This window comes from Gudongella sp. DL1XJH-153, assembly GCF_049310905.1.
In the GTDB taxonomy this organism is placed as follows: Bacteria; Bacillota; Clostridia; order Tissierellales; family Tissierellaceae; genus Gudongella.
The window spans coordinates 1-19,198 of sequence record NZ_JBMEMN010000005.1 but is presented as its reverse complement, the minus strand read 5'-3'; the positions used below and the strand labels follow the sequence as shown (position 1 = coordinate 19,198).

Below are 19,198 nucleotides of genomic sequence, written 5' to 3'. Positions count from 1 at the left end.
GAAATGGAGGTGCTTTATGAGCTACACAGCGATACTAGACAAGATACTCGATTCAAAGGATACAACAGTTGGTGGAGATGCTGCATCCGCCTTGGCCGGAGCCATGGCGTGCGGACTCTTGGGCATGGTTGCAAGACTTTCCCTAATGGGTGAATACGGACTTGATGATCATCAGTACATCAAGCTGGCTGAAGAACTGGACGGGATAAGCTTCAGACTTCTTCGAGGCACACAGGAGGATGTGAAAGCGTACGCCAGTGTATGTGATGCATTCAAGCTACCAAAAAATACCGAAGAGGAAAAGGATGATCGTATTCATATGATTGAGGAATCAGGAGAAAAGGCCGCAGAAATAGCCAAAAACAATGGCTACTTGTGCAAGAGGGTCCACAAGATAGGCCTTATACTAAGAAGCAATTCCAGCTCAAGTGCAGCTGCAGACCTTGAAGTGGGATTATCATTGGCACAGGTTGGAATAGATGGCGCAGTGAGAAGTATAAAAGCAAGTCTACATCTTATAAAGGATGATGAGCTTAAGAATTCCCTAAAGAATGATATTGAAGAATTAATCAAGGTAGAGAATTATTATGAGAACTTGTATGACAGAAGTCATCATTAAAAAACAAGGTAATATCTAAGAAGTAAGAAGCAAGAAAATAATGAACAGCGAATAGTGAACAATTAAATAATTTTGAGACACTAAAAGGGTCCAAGATTCTTCGTTGCACTCAGGTAGGCAATTAGATTCTGAGCATAACAAGTAGTCTTGGACCCTTTTTCATCTCTTCATTTTTTGACTCTTAACTCTTAGATATTAGTTGATTGAAAGAACCCTCTGCTACGGTCGGAATGACCTTTCATAGTTCATTTTTCATTGTTCAATGTTCATTTTTCATTGTTCAATGTTCATTTTTCATTGCTCACTGTTTCATTGACTTATCCAACTCTTTCAGAGCATGGAAGAATGTCTTCATAAATTCTTCTCTGTCCACTTCCATAAGTACAAATGCATTGGAAGGATCGTGTTTCATCAACTCTCCTGTATCTGCTGCAGTTCTTCCTCTGTAAACTCCCATTGAAGTATCAATCTCAATTCGATAATCCCTGCCTTCAAAGATCTCGGGTTTTATCAGATACATAATGCTGACAACATCATGCAAGGGATAAGCATGAAATCCTTTGCTCCTATGAAAATTCGTATACGAATTCAAGAGTGATCCACTCATTTTCGAGACTATCCCTCCTGAAGCCAAGAGCTCGTCAATTTCCTCATCATCTATTGTAGCCTTGTTTGTAACTTCAAGACCACTCATTACAATCGGAATCCCTGAATCAAAAACGATTTTGGCTGCCTCAGGATCTGCATAGATGTTAAACTCAGCAAAAGGAGTTCTGTTGCCTGAGAAGATCGAACCACCCATTAGGGAAATCAGTTCAATTTTCTCCTTGGTTTCAGGAAATACCGAAAACAACAACCCAATATTTGTTAATGGACCAGTTGGAACAAGGGTCACCTTACCCTTTGACTCCATAATCTTGTCTTTTAGGAAAACTATCCCATTGTCAGATTCCAACTGGAATACAGGCTCAGGAAAATCCCAGCCATCCATACCACTTTCACCGTGTATTTCTCCTCCATGAAGAGGTTCCTTGATTATTGGTTTTGATGCACCACAGGCTGTTGGTATTTCGGCTCGTAGAAATGTCCAAAGTTTTCTTATGTTTTTTGTCACCTTTGCCAATGTCTGATTTCCAGATACAGTTGTCACTCCTAGAATATTTAGCTTGTCCTGGTTAGCCAAGGCCAAAAGAAGTGCCATAACATCATCTACTCCAGGATCACAATCAATCAATACATTTCTCTTTTCCATTCCGAACCTCCCTTGAAAAATACAGGACCCTCCAGCTGGAAGGTCCATTATGTTTATAATTGTCTTATTCTGCTAGTTCCAGTGCAATTTCCATCATTTGGGTAAAACTCTTTTCTCTTTCCTCTGGTGTAGTCTCTTCCTTGTTAACTATGGAGTCGCTAACTGTAAGAATCGCAAGTGCGTTTACGCCTGCATAAGCGGCATTGCTATATAATGCATAAGCTTCCATTTCAACAGCGAGTATATTCATGTCAATCCACTTGCTTCCAGCCTCATCGTCAACAGTGTAGAATACATCACTGGTTAGAATGTTTCCAACATGATAAGGTATTCCTTTTTCATCTGCTATATCTGTAGCCTTCTTAAGCAAGTCCCATGATGCTATAGCTGAGTAAGTACCTGGCAGTTTGTACTGCTCTGCATAGCTTGAATTTGTGCTGGCTCCCATACCGAAAATTACATCATAGAGTTTCAGATTCTTTTGATACGCTCCACATGAGCCAACCCTTATAAGATTCTTGACTCCATAGAAATGAATCAATTCATAGGAATAGATTCCAATTGAAGGAACCCCCATTCCTGTTCCCATTACTGATATTTTCTTTCCCTTGTATGTTCCTGTGTATCCGAACATATTTCTAACACCGTTAAACTGAATTGGATCCTCAAGAAAAGTTTCTGCAATAAACTTTGCTCTCAGTGGATCTCCCGGTAGTAATATGGTTTCCGCTATTTCTCCTTTTTTTGCACCAATGTGAGGTGTAGACATATTATCACTCCTTGTAATCATGTTATTTTTATAGCATTCACAATTTATAATACCCCTCATTTCCAATGACAAACCAAATTCCACCCTTCATTGCAGCCATGTTAAATTATTATCGCAATATTTCGTTAATTAATTACTTAACATGCATTTAAAGTGCTTCCTAGTGGGTATATGTTAGGTAACATAGATAACATATAATATGAAGTCCCGATGGTTTGAAAAAAAGATTTATAAGGAGGCGTAAAGAATGACCAAGAAAATTCTTGTTCCCATTGATGGTTCTGAATGTTCCATGAAAGCACTGAAACGAGCCGAAGAATTAGGTAGATTCTACGAAGCTGAGCTAACATTGGTTACTGTTATCGATAGCGGGAGATTTATCTCAGTAGACTTCAAACAGGATATGATCAACTCAAGTATTGAGGCAGGACAGGAGGTGCTTCAAAAGGCAACTGAGGCTCTTGTAGATTACCCATTTGGAGTCAAGTCTACATACAGATTAGGCGATATTGCCAATGAAATTATTACAATTTCTGAAGAAAATAATTTTGATCTTATTGTTATGGGAAGCAGAGGACTTGGAGCCCTTACTCGGGTATTGCTTGGAGGAGTTTCCCTCAAGGTTGTTTGTCACGCATCTTGTTCTGTACATGTTGTCAAGTAAAAGTACTTATGAAACCCCTCTTCAGAGGGGTTTCTCATTTCTAGACTAACATTCTATTCTTTTCTTCTTTTAAACTCTTCCTCTATTTCCTCCAGAACACCTGGGGTATTGTATATATCAAGTACAAACTTGGAAATAATCTCTCCTCCCAGAGCTATGGACCTGTGGGTCCTTCTGTTTTTCATGGCCTGGGCAAATTCCACAGTGTGTGCATTAAGGTCCTTGCCAATATCCAGATATGGATGGAAGGCCGGGCATACGCTGCTCACATTGCCAATATCAGATGACCCGCCTGTCTCATTGCTTGTATCAACAAGTTGAAGTCCCGTGTTCTTGTAAATATCTTCCAGAACTGCTTCTCCTCTTATATTCCTGATAAGTCCATCGTATTTTTCCCCGATTTCCTCAACTGACCAGGATGTCCTTGTTGCAAGTGCTGATGCCTGTGCACAATCCATCACCCACTTGCTGATTTCATCCAGATAAGGTCTTTTTGAAGCCCTGACAAGAACCTCAGCCTCGGTATAGTGTGGGACAATATTGGATGCATCTCCTCCCTTGACAATATACCCATGAAGTCTTACATCATCCTTTAAGTGTTGTCTCATCATATCCATGGCATCAAAAAAAAGTCTCATTGAGTTAAGAGCATTTCTTCCTTCCCAAGGAATACTTGAAGCATGAGCAGGTTTTCCCTCAAAAGTGAATTTGTATGCATCAAGGGCTAGAAACTTTGAGAAAAGAGCATTTTTGTTGCTCATATGAATCATAACTGCAAAATCCATCTCATTAAATACTCCCCTTTTTACCATGGGAACCTTTCCGCCTCTCATTTCTTCATCAGGAGTTCCGATAATATGAATTTCTGCTGGGATTTGGTCTTTAAGCTCATTAAGAACGAGTGCAGACAAAATACTTGCTGAACCACTGGCACAGTGACCACAGGCATGACCCAATCCCCTGAGTGCGTCGTATTCAACAAGAATCGCCGCCTTTCTACTCTTCCCTTTGTTTATTACTCCTCTGAAAGCCGTATCCATTCCAGAAAATGGATATTCAACTGGTATTCCATTCTTTTCGAGCAGCTCCACTATTTTTTTTGAAGACAGATATTCCTCACCACCGATTTCTGGATTATCAGCCATAAAATCGTTTATAGCTATTACTTGGTCATGGTATTTTTCAATTAACTTTTTCATTTGGGCCTCCTTCTTTAGGACAATGTGACAATTCAATGATTTATAACATCATAGCAAATATAGTCCGGAAGGTATAGTCCAGAGATTGACTTTTGTTTGAAAACCAATTATTTGCAACATTTAGACATTGATTTGTATATTATTGGGGTATATATTCATGGAATATCAAATTTTTTTGGAGGTGTGACAATGAAACAAATTCTTGTACCAATTGACGGATCCGATTGCTCAAAAAAAGCTCTGCTTAAGGCAAGAGAGCTTGGTGAGGCTTTTAATTCCCACATAACAATACTTACGATTATTGACAGCATCCGATACCTTGATATGGATTTTAAGTTTGATGCTGTTAGGGATGGGATAGACCTTAGCAAGCAACTCCTTGCAAGTGCAGAGGAGGACTTCAAGGGTTACCCTGGTGAGATTGAGACAATTTATAAAACTGGGGATGTAGCTGAAGAAATAATCGATACCGCTGAAGAAGGAAATTATGACCTAATAGTAATGGGCAGCAGGGGACTTGGAGTTTTTTCAAGGACTATTCTTGGCAGCGTTTCTCACAAAGTCATACAGCATTCAAAATCAACCGTAATGGTTGTAAAGGACTGCGGCATCAGGGGCGAGTAATCTAGTTGTTTTCTTTGAATACCCTTTTTTGTTTCATCTGAATAATCAGAAAATGATTGAAATTTATACTAAAATAGTGTAATCTATAATAAATCTGTAGGTTTTTCACAAAGGGTGTGAAAACGTGTTCAGATATTAATTTTTAGGGGGGTTTATATGAAAGCAAAGAAGCAAGCAACAATCGGTCATGCATTAATACCTATCTTAGTCCTAATAGTATCTTTGTTTAGTGGTATCGTCTATCTCGGTACCGATGCACACATCCCGATACTAATAGCAATTATTGTTGCAGCATTAGTAGGAATAGTAAGCCTTGGTTTTACCTGGGGCGAAATTGAGAAAGGAGCAATTGAGACTATCCAGATGGCAATGCAGGCCATACTGATACTTATGATTATCGGTACTGTAGTTGGATCATGGATTCTTAGTGGAACTGTACCGGCAATGATCTATTACGGTCTACAGATTCTTTCTCCTGGAATATTCCTTATTGCAACAGCTGTAATCTGTGCCATAGTTTCATTGGCAACAGGTAGTTCCTGGACAACAGCAGGTACAGTAGGTATCGCTCTTATGGGAGTAGGTCAGGGACTTGGAATGCCAGCAGCCATAGTAGCAGGTGCAGTTGTATCCGGAGCATATTTCGGAGACAAGATATCACCTCTATCAGACACTACAAACCTTGCTCCTGCAATGGCAGGTTCAACACTGTTCGAGCATATCAAGTACATGTTTTGGACAACTATTCCCAGCTTTACAATAGCTCTAATTCTTTATGGAATAATCGGAGCTAGATATGCGGGAAGTCAGCTTGATACATCAAACATCAACGTAATACTTGATGGAATCGCAGCTAACTTCTACATATCACCAGTTCTATTGCTTCCGCCGATTATAGTAATCGCACTTGTAGTAATGAAGGTTCCTGCACTTCCAGGACTTATGGCAGGTACGGTAGTAGGTGGACTTTTCGCAGCAGTATTCCAAGGCTCAGGTCTTGGAGAAATAATCAACACTGCACACTATGGATTTGAAATCGACAGTGGCGTAGCTATGGTAGATGATCTTCTTAACCGTGGTGGACTAGACGGCATGATGTGGACTGTATCACTAATTCTTCTTGCCATGACCTTCGGAGGTATCATGGAGAGAACTGGAATGCTTGGAGCAATAGCAGCAGCTATACTGAAGCTTGCTCACAACACCGGTTCACTTGTAGCTGCAACAATACTTACTAGTATCGCAATAAATATTCTGGCAGCAGATCAGTATCTTGCAATTGTAATACCTGGTAGAATGTACAAAAATGCTTACGATGAGATGGGACTTGAGCCAAGACTTCTTTCAAGAACATTGGAGGACGGAGGTACACTTACCTCAGCACTAATCCCATGGAATACCTGTGGAGCTTACATGGCAAGTGTACTTCTAGTATCACCACTTGCATACGCACCTTACGCATTCCTGAACCTGATTAACCCGATAGTAGCAATTATCTACGGTTTCACAGGATTCAGCATCAAGAAAGTAGAGCCAAAAGTAGAGTAGTAAAAAGCCCTGACATTTGAAATGTCAGGGCTTTTTTAATTATCCTCTCATTTCAGGAATTACATTCACAGGTTCCTTCCCTTCCAGAATCCTAACCATACACTTGGCGGCATTCCAGGCCAGGTCATCGTATGTCCGTTGAGTTCCCGCTGCAATATGAGGAGAAAGAACAACGTTGTCCATTTGGAGCAATGGATTATCAGGGTCTATTGGCTCCTTCTCATAAACATCAAGTCCTGCCCCTGCAATCCATTCTTTTTGAAGAGCGTTTATCAAAGCCTTTTCATCAACCACCGGACCTCGTGATGCATTAACTAGAATTGCATTCTTTTTCATCATGGAGAATTCCTCATCCCCCATAAGATGATGGGTCTCATCTGTTAGTGGTGTAAGGAGAACCACAAAGTCACTATCTTTAAGTAGTTCCTTCATCGGCTTGTATGAAATTCCATACTCCTTTTCTGCCTCTTCTTTTCTGGATCTGTTGTAATATGAAACATCCATCTTAAATCCTAGACTGCACCTTCTGGCAACCTCTTCTCCAATTCTTCCCATACCAATAATTCCAACTTTAGTACCGGATATATCATTTCCCATAAGGTGGTTGTTCTCAATTTTCTTCCAATTACCCTCTTTTACAAAGGAATTAAGCTCTGTAATCCTTCTGGCTGTTGAGATCAACAGCCCCATTACAAAATCCGCAACTGTATCATCAAGGATTCCAGGTGAATGGGTTCCAACCACACCAGCTTTCTTCATTGCTTCAATGTTGAAATTGTTGTATCCCACTGTAATATTGCTTACCACCTTCAGCTTTTTTGCCTTGTCAAGAAGCTTTTCATCAATCGGAGTAATAAGAACAACCGCTCCTTCAACCTCATCTATAAGCTCGTAAATATCATCATAGGTAATGGGTTTTGAATAGTCCATCTCGACCAGATCGCAATGCTCCCTTACATAGTCCTGGATTTCCTCCTTAATTGGATATCCAATCAATACTTTAGGTTTTCGCATTCCTTAGTCCTCCTTCTTTTCATTTCTTAATTCAGGAACAATATATTCGCTGTCACCTGTCTGAAGAACCTCAACGAGTGCCTTGGCTGCAACAACTCCCATTTCATCTCTTGTCTTTTTAGTTCCTGAGCCGATATGTGGTAATGTCACAACATTCTTCATGCTTAAAAGAGGGTTTTTCTTGTCAATAGGCTCCTTTTCGTATACATCAAGACCAGCTCCTGCAATCCATTCTTCCTGCAAAGCTTTTATAAGGGCCTTTTCATCCACCACCGGGCCTCTTGAGGCATTAATAAGGAAAGCATCCTTTTTCATAAGCTGAAGCTCCCTTTCTCCTATCAGATGATGGGTCTCATCATTAAGAGGTGTCATGACTACAAGAAAGTCTGCATTTTGGATTACCTTATCCATTTCCATATACTCAGCCTTGAATTTCTCTTCTGCATGTGGTTTTCTGTTCCTGTTGTAGTAGATAATATCCATGTCAAAGCCTAAAGCCCTCTTTGCAACAGCTTCGCCGATTCTACCCATGCCAATTATTCCAAGGGTTGAATGATGGACGTCTTTTCCGAAAAACTTGTCCATCTGGCCTTTTTCCCAGTTTCCAGCCTTAGTGTCTGCATCAGACTCTACGATTCTTCTTGCGGAAGAAATTATCAGACCGAAGATAATATCGGCAACAGTATTGTCCAAAACACCTGGAGTGTTTGTACCAAGTACACCCATTTCCTTCATATCTTCAATATTGAAATTATTGTATCCAACGGATATATTACTTGCAACCTTAAGCTTTGGTGCATGCTTTAATAGCTCATGGTCAATTTTCATACCTACCTCAAGGATTCCATCCACATCCTTTATTTGTTGCACTATCTCCTGAAAAGTCTTCTTCTTTGTGAAATCCCACATTATATAATCACAATGTTCTCCAATATATTCTTCTGCTTCCCTGGGAATTTCATTTGCAATAAATACCTTTGGTTTATCCATATTATCATCCTTTCATTAAGCAAATATCGCCATTAATGTTAAAGTTGTTGCAAACACGAGTAGTATCTGTAAAGCAAAATAAGGTCCATATTCCTTGTACAGTTCAACAGTTGTAACTTTCATTTCATTCAAAGTCAATGCCTGACACAGATGAAGTGGTGAATAGAAGTATCCCACAAAGGAAACCGCCAAGAGGAAGAATGTGTATATGTGAAGTGCATTGTTTCCAAGATCCATCATTGAAAGCAATGGCAATGTTACTGCCAGGGCAGATGTAGGATAACCTGTTATATAGCCAAAAAAGAAGGATACCAGTGTAAATATCAACATAATCCTTATTTCTCCCTGACTTCTCATAAGAAGATTGTTGATCAGCTCAAGCATATCGTCCATCTGAAGAATGATATCCTTAAGAATCAATATTGCCATTACCAGAATTATTGTATTGTAATTAATTGAATTGACCGCTCTGTGAAGGAAATCCTTCTTGTCACTTAGAAAATATACTATGACAATACTTCCAGCCATGGAAATAAAGAATGGCAATCCTGTAATTACATTTATAACGACCGACATGTATATGGGTGAAGTTATTACCACCAGTTCAAGAATCTTCTTGAAGGTAACGTCTCTTTCCCGCTTCTCTCCATTTCCCCTGCCTCTCATAAACAGCATATAACCGATAATCACTGTTCCTGCAACAAATGGCAAGCCAAATGCAATAACCTTATATATATTCAGCACCGGTATTGCAGCCTTCACAAACATCATCACCGAAACAAATGGAAACAGGAACATGGCAATATGTCTGTATATTAGGTTTATTGCTGCTCTTCTGGCAGGTATTATATCCAGTTCTTCTCCTATACTATTGATGAATGGAGCTGACAGAACCGCTCCTCCAGGGACCGACATAATTCCAATCATGGATGGAATTATCATCATAATCAGCTTTTTGCTTGTGATCAAACCAAGCAAGGAATCAACTATTCTTTGTAGAATTCCATATTTTTTAAGGAGATTCCCAAGAATCCCTATCATTGCAACTGTAAGGATCGTATCTCTTGAATATTTGTCCAGCACAACACCAAGAGCAGTTTCTCCCAGGATAGTAATTCCAAGCCCGGAAAATATACTGATGGATAGGGTTACTGCGAGTATTGCGTGACTAAGCTTAAATCTTTTACTGATAAGTAATGGAATTAGTCCGAATGATGCAAGTGTAACAAGTAATTGTGTCATATTTCCGCTCCTCTATATATATTTCGTTAATCTAATAATATCATATAAGTAAACCCTTTTTCCATATGTTAAAAAGTTAACTTTTGTCCTTTTAATGAAATAAAAACTCCCCTTGAGGATTGCAGCATATTGGAGCTGTCTTCCACTTGGGGAGTAATAATCTCTTCATTTGTTATTTGTCATAAACTGGTGTCAAATAATCCTTGTACTTTTCATTTCCACCTGTGGTAATGCCAAAGAACATATCCTTAAGCCTCTTGCAAACAGGTCCCTCATGTCCATCTCCAACCTTTCTGTTGTCAACCTCAACAACAGCAGTAACCTCCATTGCAGTACCACTGAAAAACACCTCCTGGGCATTGTAGAGCTCTGTTCTGGATACGCTTCTTTCAACGACCTCCATACCCAGCTCTTCTTCTGCAAGTTTCATAACAGTATCCCTTGTAATTCCTTCGAGTATATCGTCTGAAAGAGGTGGTGTAACCAATTTACCCTTCTTGACAAGAAATATGTTTTCTCCCGGTCCCTCGCATACCTTTCCGTCATTGGTCAGGAAGATTGCCTCATCATAACCGTTCTGAAGAACTTCAAGTGAAGCCAGTGCTGAATTCAAATATGCTCCTGTAGATTTTGTTCTTGGAGGTATCATTGTATCAGTGATCCTTCTCCAGCTTGAAACAGCAACCCTCAATTCAGTTTTTCCGGAATAGTTGCCCATTGGCTGACAATACATTAGAAGTCTGTTGTCATCGTCAAAAAGAGTGGGAGTAAGTGACTCAGATCCCTTGTAAACTACCGGCCTGATGTATGTAGTAGTCTTGAATTCATTTTTCTTCAACAGCTCAACAGTGATATCGCAAAGCTCCTGAGCTGTATATGGAATATCCATATAGAGTGCCTTTGCAGATTCCAGTAGTCTTTCGTAGTGTTCCATTAATCTGAAACCGTACAGCTGTTGATTTTCTTCATCCCAGTATGCCCTTATTCCCTCAAAGCACCCCAAGCCGTAGTTGAACACCTTGGATCTGATACTAATGCTTACTTCCTTTTCCTCCACAATCTCTCCATTGAAAAATACATAACTCTCTGTCATTTATACTTCTCCTCCTTCATATAGCATCTCATTTATTGCCTTGCCTGCAGGAACTATTGGATACACCCACTGATTATTTGAAAATGTGCATTCAATAATATATGCCCTCTTCTTCTCATCTACCCTTTGAAGAGCCTCTTTAAGCTCATCCTCATTATTTACTCTTTCACCTTCAATTCCAAATGCAACTGCCAGCTTGATGAAGTCCACTTCGTTTCCAAGATCAGTCTCTGAATACCTTTTATCAAAGAACATTCCCTGCCACTGTCTGACCATTCCGAGAGAATTGTTATTGAACAATAGAATCAGAATTGGCAGGTCATATTTTGCAACTGTCCCAAGTTCGTTGAAGTTCATCCTGAAACTTCCATCACCGGTTACAAGAATTACCCTCTCCTTTGGATTGGCAATCTGTGCTCCAATGGCAGCTCCAAGACCATATCCCATGGTTCCCAGTCCTCCCGATGAAAGAAAGGTCCTTGGCTTTTTAAATATCCAGTGTTGAGCTGTCCACATCTGGTGTTGACCTACATCAGTCGCAACTATTGCATCAGGAAAGCTCCTGTTTGCAGCCTTCAATGCAGCTACTCCACTCCACTGACCTTCATAGTGATCCTCTTCCCTATTATTATGTATAAAGTGCATCCAATCCTTTCGACTGGTCTTATTAATACTGTCTTCAAGCACCTGGAGAATTCTTTTCATTTGCCCTCTCAGGTGTCCATCAACAGCCTTGTTTTTACCAATTTCAACTGCATCAATATCAATCTGGATTATCTTGGCCTTTGGCCCGAACTCTTCAACTTTCCCAATTACCCTGTCGCTGAATCTTGATCCAACGGCAATAATAAGGTCACTGTGACATACTGCAAGATTGTTTTCCTTAAATCCATGCATTCCAACAAGTCCAAGTGATAATCTGTGGTCCCTGGGAAATCCCCCAAGACCCATAAGACTTGATACTACGGGAATGTCACCCTTCTCCGCAAAACCAATCAATTCAGCAGTGGTACCTGATGATATCACGCCACCTCCGGCATAAATAATCGGTCTTTCTGACTGGTCTATCATCTGGACAAGTCTGTCCAAATCAGCCAATCCACCATTACTCTCATCTTTCGGTTCCTCTTCTTTTTGTTTTGGTTCATAATCAGCCTGAGTCATAAGAATATCCTTGGGAATATCAACAAGAACAGGTCCCTTTCTCCCTGAACCGGCAATCCGGAAAGCTTCCCTCATGGTCTTGTCAATATCATCCACTGAGTTCACAAGAAAGTTATGCTTTGTTATGGTCATTGTGATTGATGTAATATCAACCTCCTGAAAGGAATCCCTTCCCAGCAGTGACGAAGCAACCTGTCCTGTTACTATTACCATTGGCACGGAATCTGAAAATGCTGTCGCTATTCCCGTTACCGTATTTGTTGCCCCGGGGCCAGATGTTGCAATGCAAACACCAGTCTTTCCCGTTGATCTTGCATATCCGTCAGCGCCATGGGATGCTCCTTGTTCATGGCTTGTAAGTACATGCTTGAAATTCGTCCTGTATCTTGTCAACGAATCATAAAGTGGAATAACAGTACCTCCGGGATATCCGAATATTGTGTCCACGCCTTCCCTATGAAGGCATTCCATCACTATGTCTGCACCTGTCAACCTCATTTGTCTCACCTCGATATATTCTTGTCCCTTAACCTTTGTCAAATGTATTTAATTCTCTACTTTTTCAGCCAGCTCATCATCTTTCTCAAGTCCCTTCCCACAACCTCCATTTGATGCTCCTGCTCCAGTCTTCTCTTTGCATTGAATGAAGGTCTATTTGCCTTGTTTTCTAGAATCCAGTTTTTGGCAAAGGTTCCGTCCTGGACTTCAGCCAGAACTTTTCTCATTTCATTTCTGGTATCCTCAGTGATGATTCTCTTACCAACAGAATAGTCACCGTATTCAGCAGTATCACTTACAGAGTATCTCATATAGCTAAGTCCACCCTGATTGATCAGGTCAATTATTAGCTTCATTTCATGGAGACATTCAAAATATGCACTTTCTGGCTCATATCCCGCTTCAACCAATACTTCAAATCCAGCTTTCATAAGTTCCGTTACTCCTCCGCAAAGGACGGCCTGCTCTCCGAAAAGGTCTGTTTCTGTTTCTTCCTTGAAGGTGGTCTTGAGAACGCCTGCTCTTGCTCCACCAATTCCAGCTGCATATGCCAATGCAACATCCATCGTATCACCTGTTGGATCTTGATGGGTGGTCACCAGGCAAGGTACACCTTTTCCTTCCTGAAACTGGCTTCTTACAGTATGTCCTGGGCCTTTTGGCGCTACCATAAATACATTTACGCCCTCTGGTGGAACAATTTGTCCGTAATGAATATTGAATCCATGGGCAAATGCCAGATACATCCCAGGTGTAAGGTTGTCTTTCAAACTGCTTTCATACAGGTCCACCTGTTTTTCATCGTTTACCAGAAGCATCATCACATCGGCCCATTTTGCTGCCTCGCTGGAAGTCATTACTTCAAGTCCGGCTTCTTCGGCTCTTGCCCAGGACTTGCTTCCTTCGTAAAGCCCAACTCTTACATTTACTCCTGATTCCTTAAGATTCAATGCGTGTGCATGGCCCTGGCTTCCATAACCTACAACAGCCACCTTCCTTGTTTTCAATACGTTTAAATCACAGTCATTTTCGTAGAACATCTTTGCCATATTATCCATCTCTCCCTTATTATGTAATTTATTCAGTAACTTCGTAAACATCCTGGAATCGTCTCATCTGGAGAACCATATTATCCATCAGGTCCTCACTGGGAGCTCCAACTGTCAATGTAAGCTTTGATAAAGCATCTTCAAGCCCAACTTCATATACAATACCTTGAAGTTCACACCCTCTTTTTCTCACTAGCCCTGTGATTCTCATTAAAGTCTCCGGTCCGTTTTTTACCATTGCATTCAAAGTTTTATTCATTTTCATTTCCTCCCTTTCTTTGTTTTAAGTTTACATAAAAAAATCTCGCCACTGAAATACTTATACGTATTTCAGGGACGAGATAACATTCGCGGTACCACCCTGGTTTACAATTTGCTCACGCAAACTGACTCTTCAGGTCCAAAGCAAAGCTTTTAACCATAGCCATGTAACGGTGGCGCATCTTTCAATAGAAAGACTCCCGGTCTCGGCTACTTTTTTCATTTCGCCTTGACAGCTCCGGAGTGATCATAGCTGCATCCTCTGATCCTGACTCTCACCTTCCATCAGTTCTCTGTTATCAGACTCTCAACAGTTTTGTCTCCGTCTTTGCTCTTTGTATAAACTAAATTAAGCCTATTCTATATCTAATTATTTATAGTGTCAACACCTTTTTTTAAATAATTTGAACTATTTAGAATATTTTCAATTGGTACCCTTTTCAATGTTCATTGCTATAAGCCTTGTGATTTCCTTTGTTCCAACCAACTTTCCGTCTTCCATGAAAACGTCTTCAGTGTGGTACTTTTCTTCAAAAACTTTTTTTATTGCATATTCGATTGACCTTGCAGCTTCAATTTCTCCAAATGAGTGCTCCAACATCATTCCAGCTGAAAGTATTGTCCCTATTGGATTGACCCTATCCTTCCCAGCCAAGTCAGGTGCCGAACCGTGAATTGGCTCATAAATTCCTTTTTTGCCATCTCCCATGCTTGCAGATGGCAGCAATCCTATTGATCCTGTCAGCATGCTTATTTCGTCAGAAAGGATGTCGCCGAAGATATTTGACGTAAGTATCACATCAAATTGGGATGGGTCCCGTACAACCTGCATGCAGGCATTGTCTATATACATATGTTCAAGGTCAACCTCTGGATATTCCCCGTGAACCTCTTGCACAACCTTCCTCCAAAGTCTGGAGGTATGGAGCACATTTGCCTTGTCAACACTGGTGACTTTCCTGCGTCTTAACTGAGCCAACTGGAATGCCTTTCTTGCAATCCTTTCGATTTCACTCCGACTATACCCTTCAACATCCTCGGCCATCTCTCCTGATTCCCCCTCCCATGTTCTCTTCCTGCCAAAATATATCCCTCCGACAAGCTCCCTTACAACACAGATATCAAAACCCTTTTCGACTATGTGATTTTTTAGAGGAGATGCATCCTTTAGCTGAGGATAAAGAATTCCAGGTCTTAAGTTGGAATAGGCATCCAGGGTTTTTCTAAGTCCCAATATGGCTTTTTCAGGTCTGGATTCATGCGGTAGATTATCCCATTTAGACCCACCTACCGCCCCGAACAAGACACTGTCGGAGTCTTTCACCATATCCAGGGTTTCTTTTGGTAGTGGAGTTCCCATCCTGTCATAGGCAGCTCCTCCAACAAGGACCTCTCTGTATTCGATTTCAAATTCAAAAACACTTGAGACCTTATCAAGAACCGACATTGCACTATCAACAACCTCAGGACCAACACCGTCTCCCTTTGCAACAGCTACTTTGTATGTCATATTATTCTGCCCCTCCCGATTTTACGTATCCAACAAGTCCGCCACTTTCGATTATTTTCCTGATAAACGGTGGATATGCTTCTCCCTTGTACCTTTTGCCAGTGGTATTATTCTCAATTTCACCAGTTTCATAGTCTATTGTTATTTCATCTCCATCTTTTATATCCTCTGAAGCTTCTGCGCTTTCAATTATTGGCAGGCCGATATTGAAGGCATTTCTGTAAAAAATCCTGGCAAAGTTCTCTGCAATGACACAACTTACGCCGGCTCCCTTTATTGCGATTGGAGCGTGCTCCCTGGATGATCCACATCCGAAGTTCTTGCCGGCGACAAAGATATCACCCTGCTCGGTTCTTTTGCTTATTTCTGGATCCAAGTCCTCCATCAGATGGTGTGCAAGCTGCTTTGGGTCTGCAGTTGAAAGATATCTTGCAGCAATAATAAGATCTGTGTCGATGTTGTCTCCAAATTTTATGACTTTCCCATGTGAGTTCATCTATATCACCTCCAGGTTTTCAGGGGTATCGATATATCCACTTACTGCTGATGCTGCTGCCACAGCAGGACTTGCAAGATATATCTCAGATGTATGGTGACCCATCCTGCCAACAAAGTTTCTATTTGTTGTGGATACGGCCTTTTCTCCCTCTGCCAGTATGCCCATATGCCCCCCAAGACAGGGTCCGCAGGTTGGAGTACTGACAATGGCACCCGATTCAATAAATATTTCGATCAGCCCTTCCTTGATTGCCTGAAGGTAGATGCTTTGAGTTGCAGGGAATATTATTGTCCTAATTCCCTTGGCAACCTTTCGACCCTTTAGAACTCTTGCAGCCATCCTCATGTCTTCAATTCTACCGTTTGTACAGGATCCAATCACAACCTGGTCAATTGAGATTTTTGGTATGTCATCAATTTTGTATGTATTGTCTGGACTATGTGGAAAAGAGACTGTTGGTCGTATTTGAGAAAGATCAATTTCAATGATCTTGTCATAATCTGCATCCTCATCTGGAGTATATGAGCTCCACTTCCTCTTTCCATGCTCCCTTAGATACTCTTCAGTCAAATGATCCACGGGGAATATTCCATTCTTCGCTCCTGCTTCTATGGCCATGTTTGCCATTGTGAATCTGTCATCCATGGAAAGATACGCCACTCCCTCGCCGGAATACTCCATCGACCTGTATCTTGCACCATCCACTCCAATCATTCCAATAATGTGAAGAATTATATCCTTTCCAGTTACCCACTCCTGAGGTTTGTTGCAGAGTACAAAGGAAATTGCGGAAGGTACCTTGAACCATGCTTTCCCGGTAACCATTCCTGCAGCCATATCAGTGCTTCCCACCCCCGTTGAAAATGCGCCAAGCGCTCCATATGTGCATGTATGTGAATCAGCGCCGATTATGACATCTCCAGCAACTACTATTCCCTTCTCTGGCAAAAGTGCATGCTCAATTCCCATTTCTCCTATTTCAAAGTAATTGGTTATATTCTGTCCGTAGGCAAATTCTCTCATGATCTTACACTGCTGGGCAGATTTGATGTCCTTGTTTGGTGCAAAATGATCGGGCACAAGTGCTACCTTGTCCTTATGGAAGACATTTCTTCCGCCCATTTTTTTAAACTCACTTATTGCAGGTGGTGCAGTTATGTCATTGCCAAGTACCATATCAAGATTTGCCTCTATAAAATCCCCGGCAGTCACACTCTCTTTGCCAACATGTGCTGCCATTATCTTCTGTGTCATTGTCATCCCCATCTTAACCACCCCTTCTAGACTGCAATAGACTCTGATTCCGCTTCCTTGTCATCCTCTCTCATCAACTTGTTTATGGCATTTATATAGGCATTGATGCTGGCCTCCACAACATTTATGCTTGCATCCCTGCCAACAAAATGTCTGTCCTTGTATCTAAGCTTAACAACTGCATAGCCCAGGGCATCAGCACCTTCTGTTATTGATTGCAATGAATAATCTTCAAGAAAAATCTTTCTGTCAATGCATTGTTCAATTGCTTTGAATGCAGCATCTACGGGTCCTTGAGCAAAGGATATTCCTTCCTTTTTATTCTGTGGGGTATCCAGTACCACAGATGCAGTTGTCGTAATTGTGTTTCCACTGTTTATCACAAATCTCTCCAGCTTGTAGTAATCCCTGCTTTCCTTTATTCCCTTTGTCAGCAGTATTTCAATATCTCTGTCAAATATCTGCTTCTTCTTGTCCGCAAGAGACTTGAATTCAGCAAAGACAATATTCAACTGCTCATCATCTATTTCATATCCAAGTGAAACGACCTTGTCCCTGAATGCATGTCTTCCAGAGTGCTTTCCAAGAACCAGACTGTTGTTGCCAAGACCTACTGATTCAGGTGTCATAATTTCATAAGTTTCTCTGTTGCTTAAAACCCCATGCTGATGAATACCCGACTCATGAGCAAATGCATTAGCTCCAACGATTGCCTTGTTAGGCTGTACATTAACACCTGTTATACTGCTTAACAGATTGCTCGTTTTGGTAATCTCCTGGGTGACTATTCCACTCCTGGCATCGTAGGTATCTCCCCGTACTGCAAGGATCATTGCCAGCTCCTCAAGGGCAGCATTTCCCGCTCTTTCTCCAATTCCATTGACTGTACACTCTATCTGTGTCGCGCCAGCCCTTATTGCCGCAAGGCTGTTTGCAACTCCCAGGCCCAGATCGTTGTGACAGTGAACTGATATCTCAACATCATTCAGATATTTCGACTTACTTTTAATCTCAGTAATAAAAGCGTAGAATTCATCAGGGGTTGTATATCCAACAGTATCTGGTATATTTATGATGCTTGCCCCGGCCTGGATGACCCTGTCAAATATTTCCGAAAGAAAATCGGTATTGCTCCTTGTTGCATCTTCAGCAGAAAACTCAACCTCAGAACATAGACTCCTTGCATAGGCAACCATTTCCTCTGCCCTGTCAGCAACTTCCTCCGGGGACATTTTCAGCTTGTATTCCATATGTATCCCTGATGTGGCTATAAATGTGTGAATTCTAGGTTTTTTTGCTCCCTTTACCGCCTCCCATGCCTTGTCTATATCGCCTTTGACGGTTCTTGCAAGAACCGCCACTGTGGAATTTGTTATTCCTTCTGCTATGGTCTTTACAGATTTGAAATCCCCTGGAGATGCTGCTGCAAATCCAGCTTCAATTACATCTACACCCAGCTTTTCAAGCTGCTTTGCCATCATAAGCTTCTCTCTGTGGTTCATGCTGCATCCAGGGGATTGTTCCCCGTCCCTTAGTGTTGTATCAAAAAACCTGATCCTTTTTGTCATTTTAACCCTCCTTGCAAAAAAATAAAAAGTCCCCCGTCCCTATAGATATTATTCTATAGGGACGAAGGACTAATCTCCGTGTTACCACCCTAGTTCGCAGCAAGCTGCCTCTTCCCGGACAATCATCCGGTATCCATATAACGGTGGCACCGTCACAGCCTATTTGCATCTTGCTTTCAGCCATGCTGCTTTGAAGCTAGTATTTCATACCAGGTTACTGCTGATTCACACCAACCATCAGCTCTCTTAAAGTAATCTATGGGTATCTTTCTCTTCATCATAGCATTTATTAATATTGAAACTTATTATATATTCAGGTGGATTTAAAAGTCAACACTTTTTTTTAACAATTTGAATTATTTAGAATATTTCCATGTTGAA

Annotated in this window: 18 protein-coding genes and 1 other annotated feature; of the genes, 4 read left to right on the top strand and 14 right to left on the bottom strand. The window is 41.0% G+C overall.

The features are described 5' to 3' along the window. Window positions 1–16: 16 nt before the first annotated feature. Entirely contained in the window at window positions 17–619 is a 603-nt protein-coding gene (locus tag ACOEN1_RS03715; protein ID WP_422485086.1) for a cyclodeaminase/cyclohydrolase family protein, read from the top strand. A gap of 301 nt (window positions 620–920) precedes the next feature. Here ACOEN1_RS03715 and ACOEN1_RS03710 read toward each other — a convergent pair whose 3' ends face one another. Both ACOEN1_RS03710 and deoD read right to left on the bottom strand, forming a co-directional pair. Further along, a complete protein-coding gene (locus ACOEN1_RS03710) occupies window positions 921–1,871 on the bottom strand; it encodes a nucleoside hydrolase (protein WP_422485084.1) in 951 nt (316 codons plus the stop codon). Window positions 1,872–1,935: 64 nt separating this feature from the next. After that, entirely contained in the window at window positions 1,936–2,640 is a 705-nt protein-coding gene (gene deoD, locus ACOEN1_RS03705) for a purine-nucleoside phosphorylase (protein WP_422485083.1), read from the bottom strand. A 247-nt stretch (window positions 2,641–2,887) separates the two neighbouring features. On the opposite strand from deoD, the gene ACOEN1_RS03700 reads away from it, so the two are divergent. Beyond that, the gene (locus ACOEN1_RS03700; protein ID WP_422485081.1) at window positions 2,888–3,304 is read left to right on the top strand and encodes a universal stress protein; all 417 of its coding nucleotides are present in this window, start codon (window positions 2,888–2,890) and stop codon (window positions 3,302–3,304) included. A 53-nt stretch (window positions 3,305–3,357) separates the two neighbouring features. Here ACOEN1_RS03700 and ACOEN1_RS03695 read toward each other — a convergent pair whose 3' ends face one another. Further along, window positions 3,358–4,503, bottom strand: coding sequence for a M20 family metallopeptidase (locus tag ACOEN1_RS03695; protein ID WP_422485080.1), 1,146 nt, complete (start codon window positions 4,501–4,503; stop codon window positions 3,358–3,360). A gap of 189 nt (window positions 4,504–4,692) precedes the next feature. Here ACOEN1_RS03695 and ACOEN1_RS03690 point away from each other — a divergent pair, with 189 nt between their 5' ends. Then, entirely contained in the window at window positions 4,693–5,127 is a 435-nt protein-coding gene (locus ACOEN1_RS03690; RefSeq protein ID WP_422485079.1) for a universal stress protein, read from the top strand. A gap of 156 nt (window positions 5,128–5,283) precedes the next feature. After that, window positions 5,284–6,675, top strand: coding sequence for a Na+/H+ antiporter NhaC (gene nhaC / locus ACOEN1_RS03685; protein WP_422485078.1), 1,392 nt, complete (start codon window positions 5,284–5,286; stop codon window positions 6,673–6,675). 39 nt (window positions 6,676–6,714) lie between these two features. Here nhaC and ACOEN1_RS03680 read toward each other — a convergent pair whose 3' ends face one another. The 11 genes from ACOEN1_RS03680 to ACOEN1_RS03630 all read right to left on the bottom strand — a co-directional run bounded on the left by ACOEN1_RS03680 (window position 6,715) and on the right by ACOEN1_RS03630 (window position 18,817). Beyond that, window positions 6,715–7,689, bottom strand: a complete 975-nt coding sequence (locus ACOEN1_RS03680) for a 2-hydroxyacid dehydrogenase (RefSeq protein ID WP_422485077.1) — start codon at window positions 7,687–7,689, stop codon at window positions 6,715–6,717. A 3-nt stretch (window positions 7,690–7,692) separates the two neighbouring features. Next, on the bottom strand, window positions 7,693–8,679 hold the full coding sequence (locus ACOEN1_RS03675) for a 2-hydroxyacid dehydrogenase (RefSeq protein ID WP_422485076.1): 987 nt from the start codon (window positions 8,677–8,679) through the stop codon (window positions 7,693–7,695). A gap of 15 nt (window positions 8,680–8,694) precedes the next feature. Next, on the bottom strand, window positions 8,695–9,921 hold the full coding sequence (locus tag ACOEN1_RS03670) for a DUF401 family protein (protein ID WP_422485075.1): 1,227 nt from the start codon (window positions 9,919–9,921) through the stop codon (window positions 8,695–8,697). Window positions 9,922–10,093: 172 nt separating this feature from the next. Next, complete coding sequence (locus ACOEN1_RS03665) at window positions 10,094–11,014, bottom strand: branched-chain amino acid transaminase (protein WP_422485074.1); 921 nt, start codon at window positions 11,012–11,014, stop codon at window positions 10,094–10,096. Beyond that, a complete protein-coding gene (gene ilvB, locus ACOEN1_RS03660; RefSeq protein ID WP_422485073.1) occupies window positions 11,015–12,718 on the bottom strand; it encodes a biosynthetic-type acetolactate synthase large subunit in 1,704 nt (567 codons plus the stop codon). Between the two features lie 14 nt (window positions 12,719–12,732). Further along, the gene (ilvC, locus tag ACOEN1_RS03655) at window positions 12,733–13,725 is read right to left on the bottom strand and encodes a ketol-acid reductoisomerase (RefSeq protein WP_422485145.1); all 993 of its coding nucleotides are present in this window, start codon (window positions 13,723–13,725) and stop codon (window positions 12,733–12,735) included. Between the two features lie 28 nt (window positions 13,726–13,753). After that, window positions 13,754–13,984 (bottom strand): ACT domain-containing protein, encoded by a 231-nt coding sequence (locus tag ACOEN1_RS03650; protein WP_422485071.1) that lies wholly within the window; start codon window positions 13,982–13,984, stop codon window positions 13,754–13,756. Between the two features lie 426 nt (window positions 13,985–14,410). After that, window positions 14,411–15,496: a 3-isopropylmalate dehydrogenase gene (gene leuB, locus ACOEN1_RS03645; protein WP_422485070.1), complete on the bottom strand. Its 1,086-nt coding sequence runs from the start codon at window positions 15,494–15,496 to the stop codon at window positions 14,411–14,413. A gap of 1 nt (window position 15,497) precedes the next feature. Continuing rightward, window positions 15,498–15,992 carry a 3-isopropylmalate dehydratase small subunit gene (locus ACOEN1_RS03640; RefSeq protein WP_422485069.1) on the bottom strand — a complete coding sequence of 165 codons (495 nt, stop codon included), beginning with the start codon at window positions 15,990–15,992 and terminating at the stop codon, window positions 15,498–15,500. Continuing rightward, window positions 15,993–17,261 carry a 3-isopropylmalate dehydratase large subunit gene (gene leuC, locus ACOEN1_RS03635; protein WP_422485068.1) on the bottom strand — a complete coding sequence of 423 codons (1,269 nt, stop codon included), beginning with the start codon at window positions 17,259–17,261 and terminating at the stop codon, window positions 15,993–15,995. It abuts the gene before it with no gap. Between the two features lie 14 nt (window positions 17,262–17,275). Further along, window positions 17,276–18,817, bottom strand: coding sequence for a 2-isopropylmalate synthase (locus tag ACOEN1_RS03630; protein WP_422485067.1), 1,542 nt, complete (start codon window positions 18,815–18,817; stop codon window positions 17,276–17,278). 54 nt (window positions 18,818–18,871) lie between these two features. Continuing rightward, window positions 18,872–19,107: a binding site (T-box leader), on the bottom strand. Window positions 19,108–19,198 lie beyond the last annotated feature (91 nt).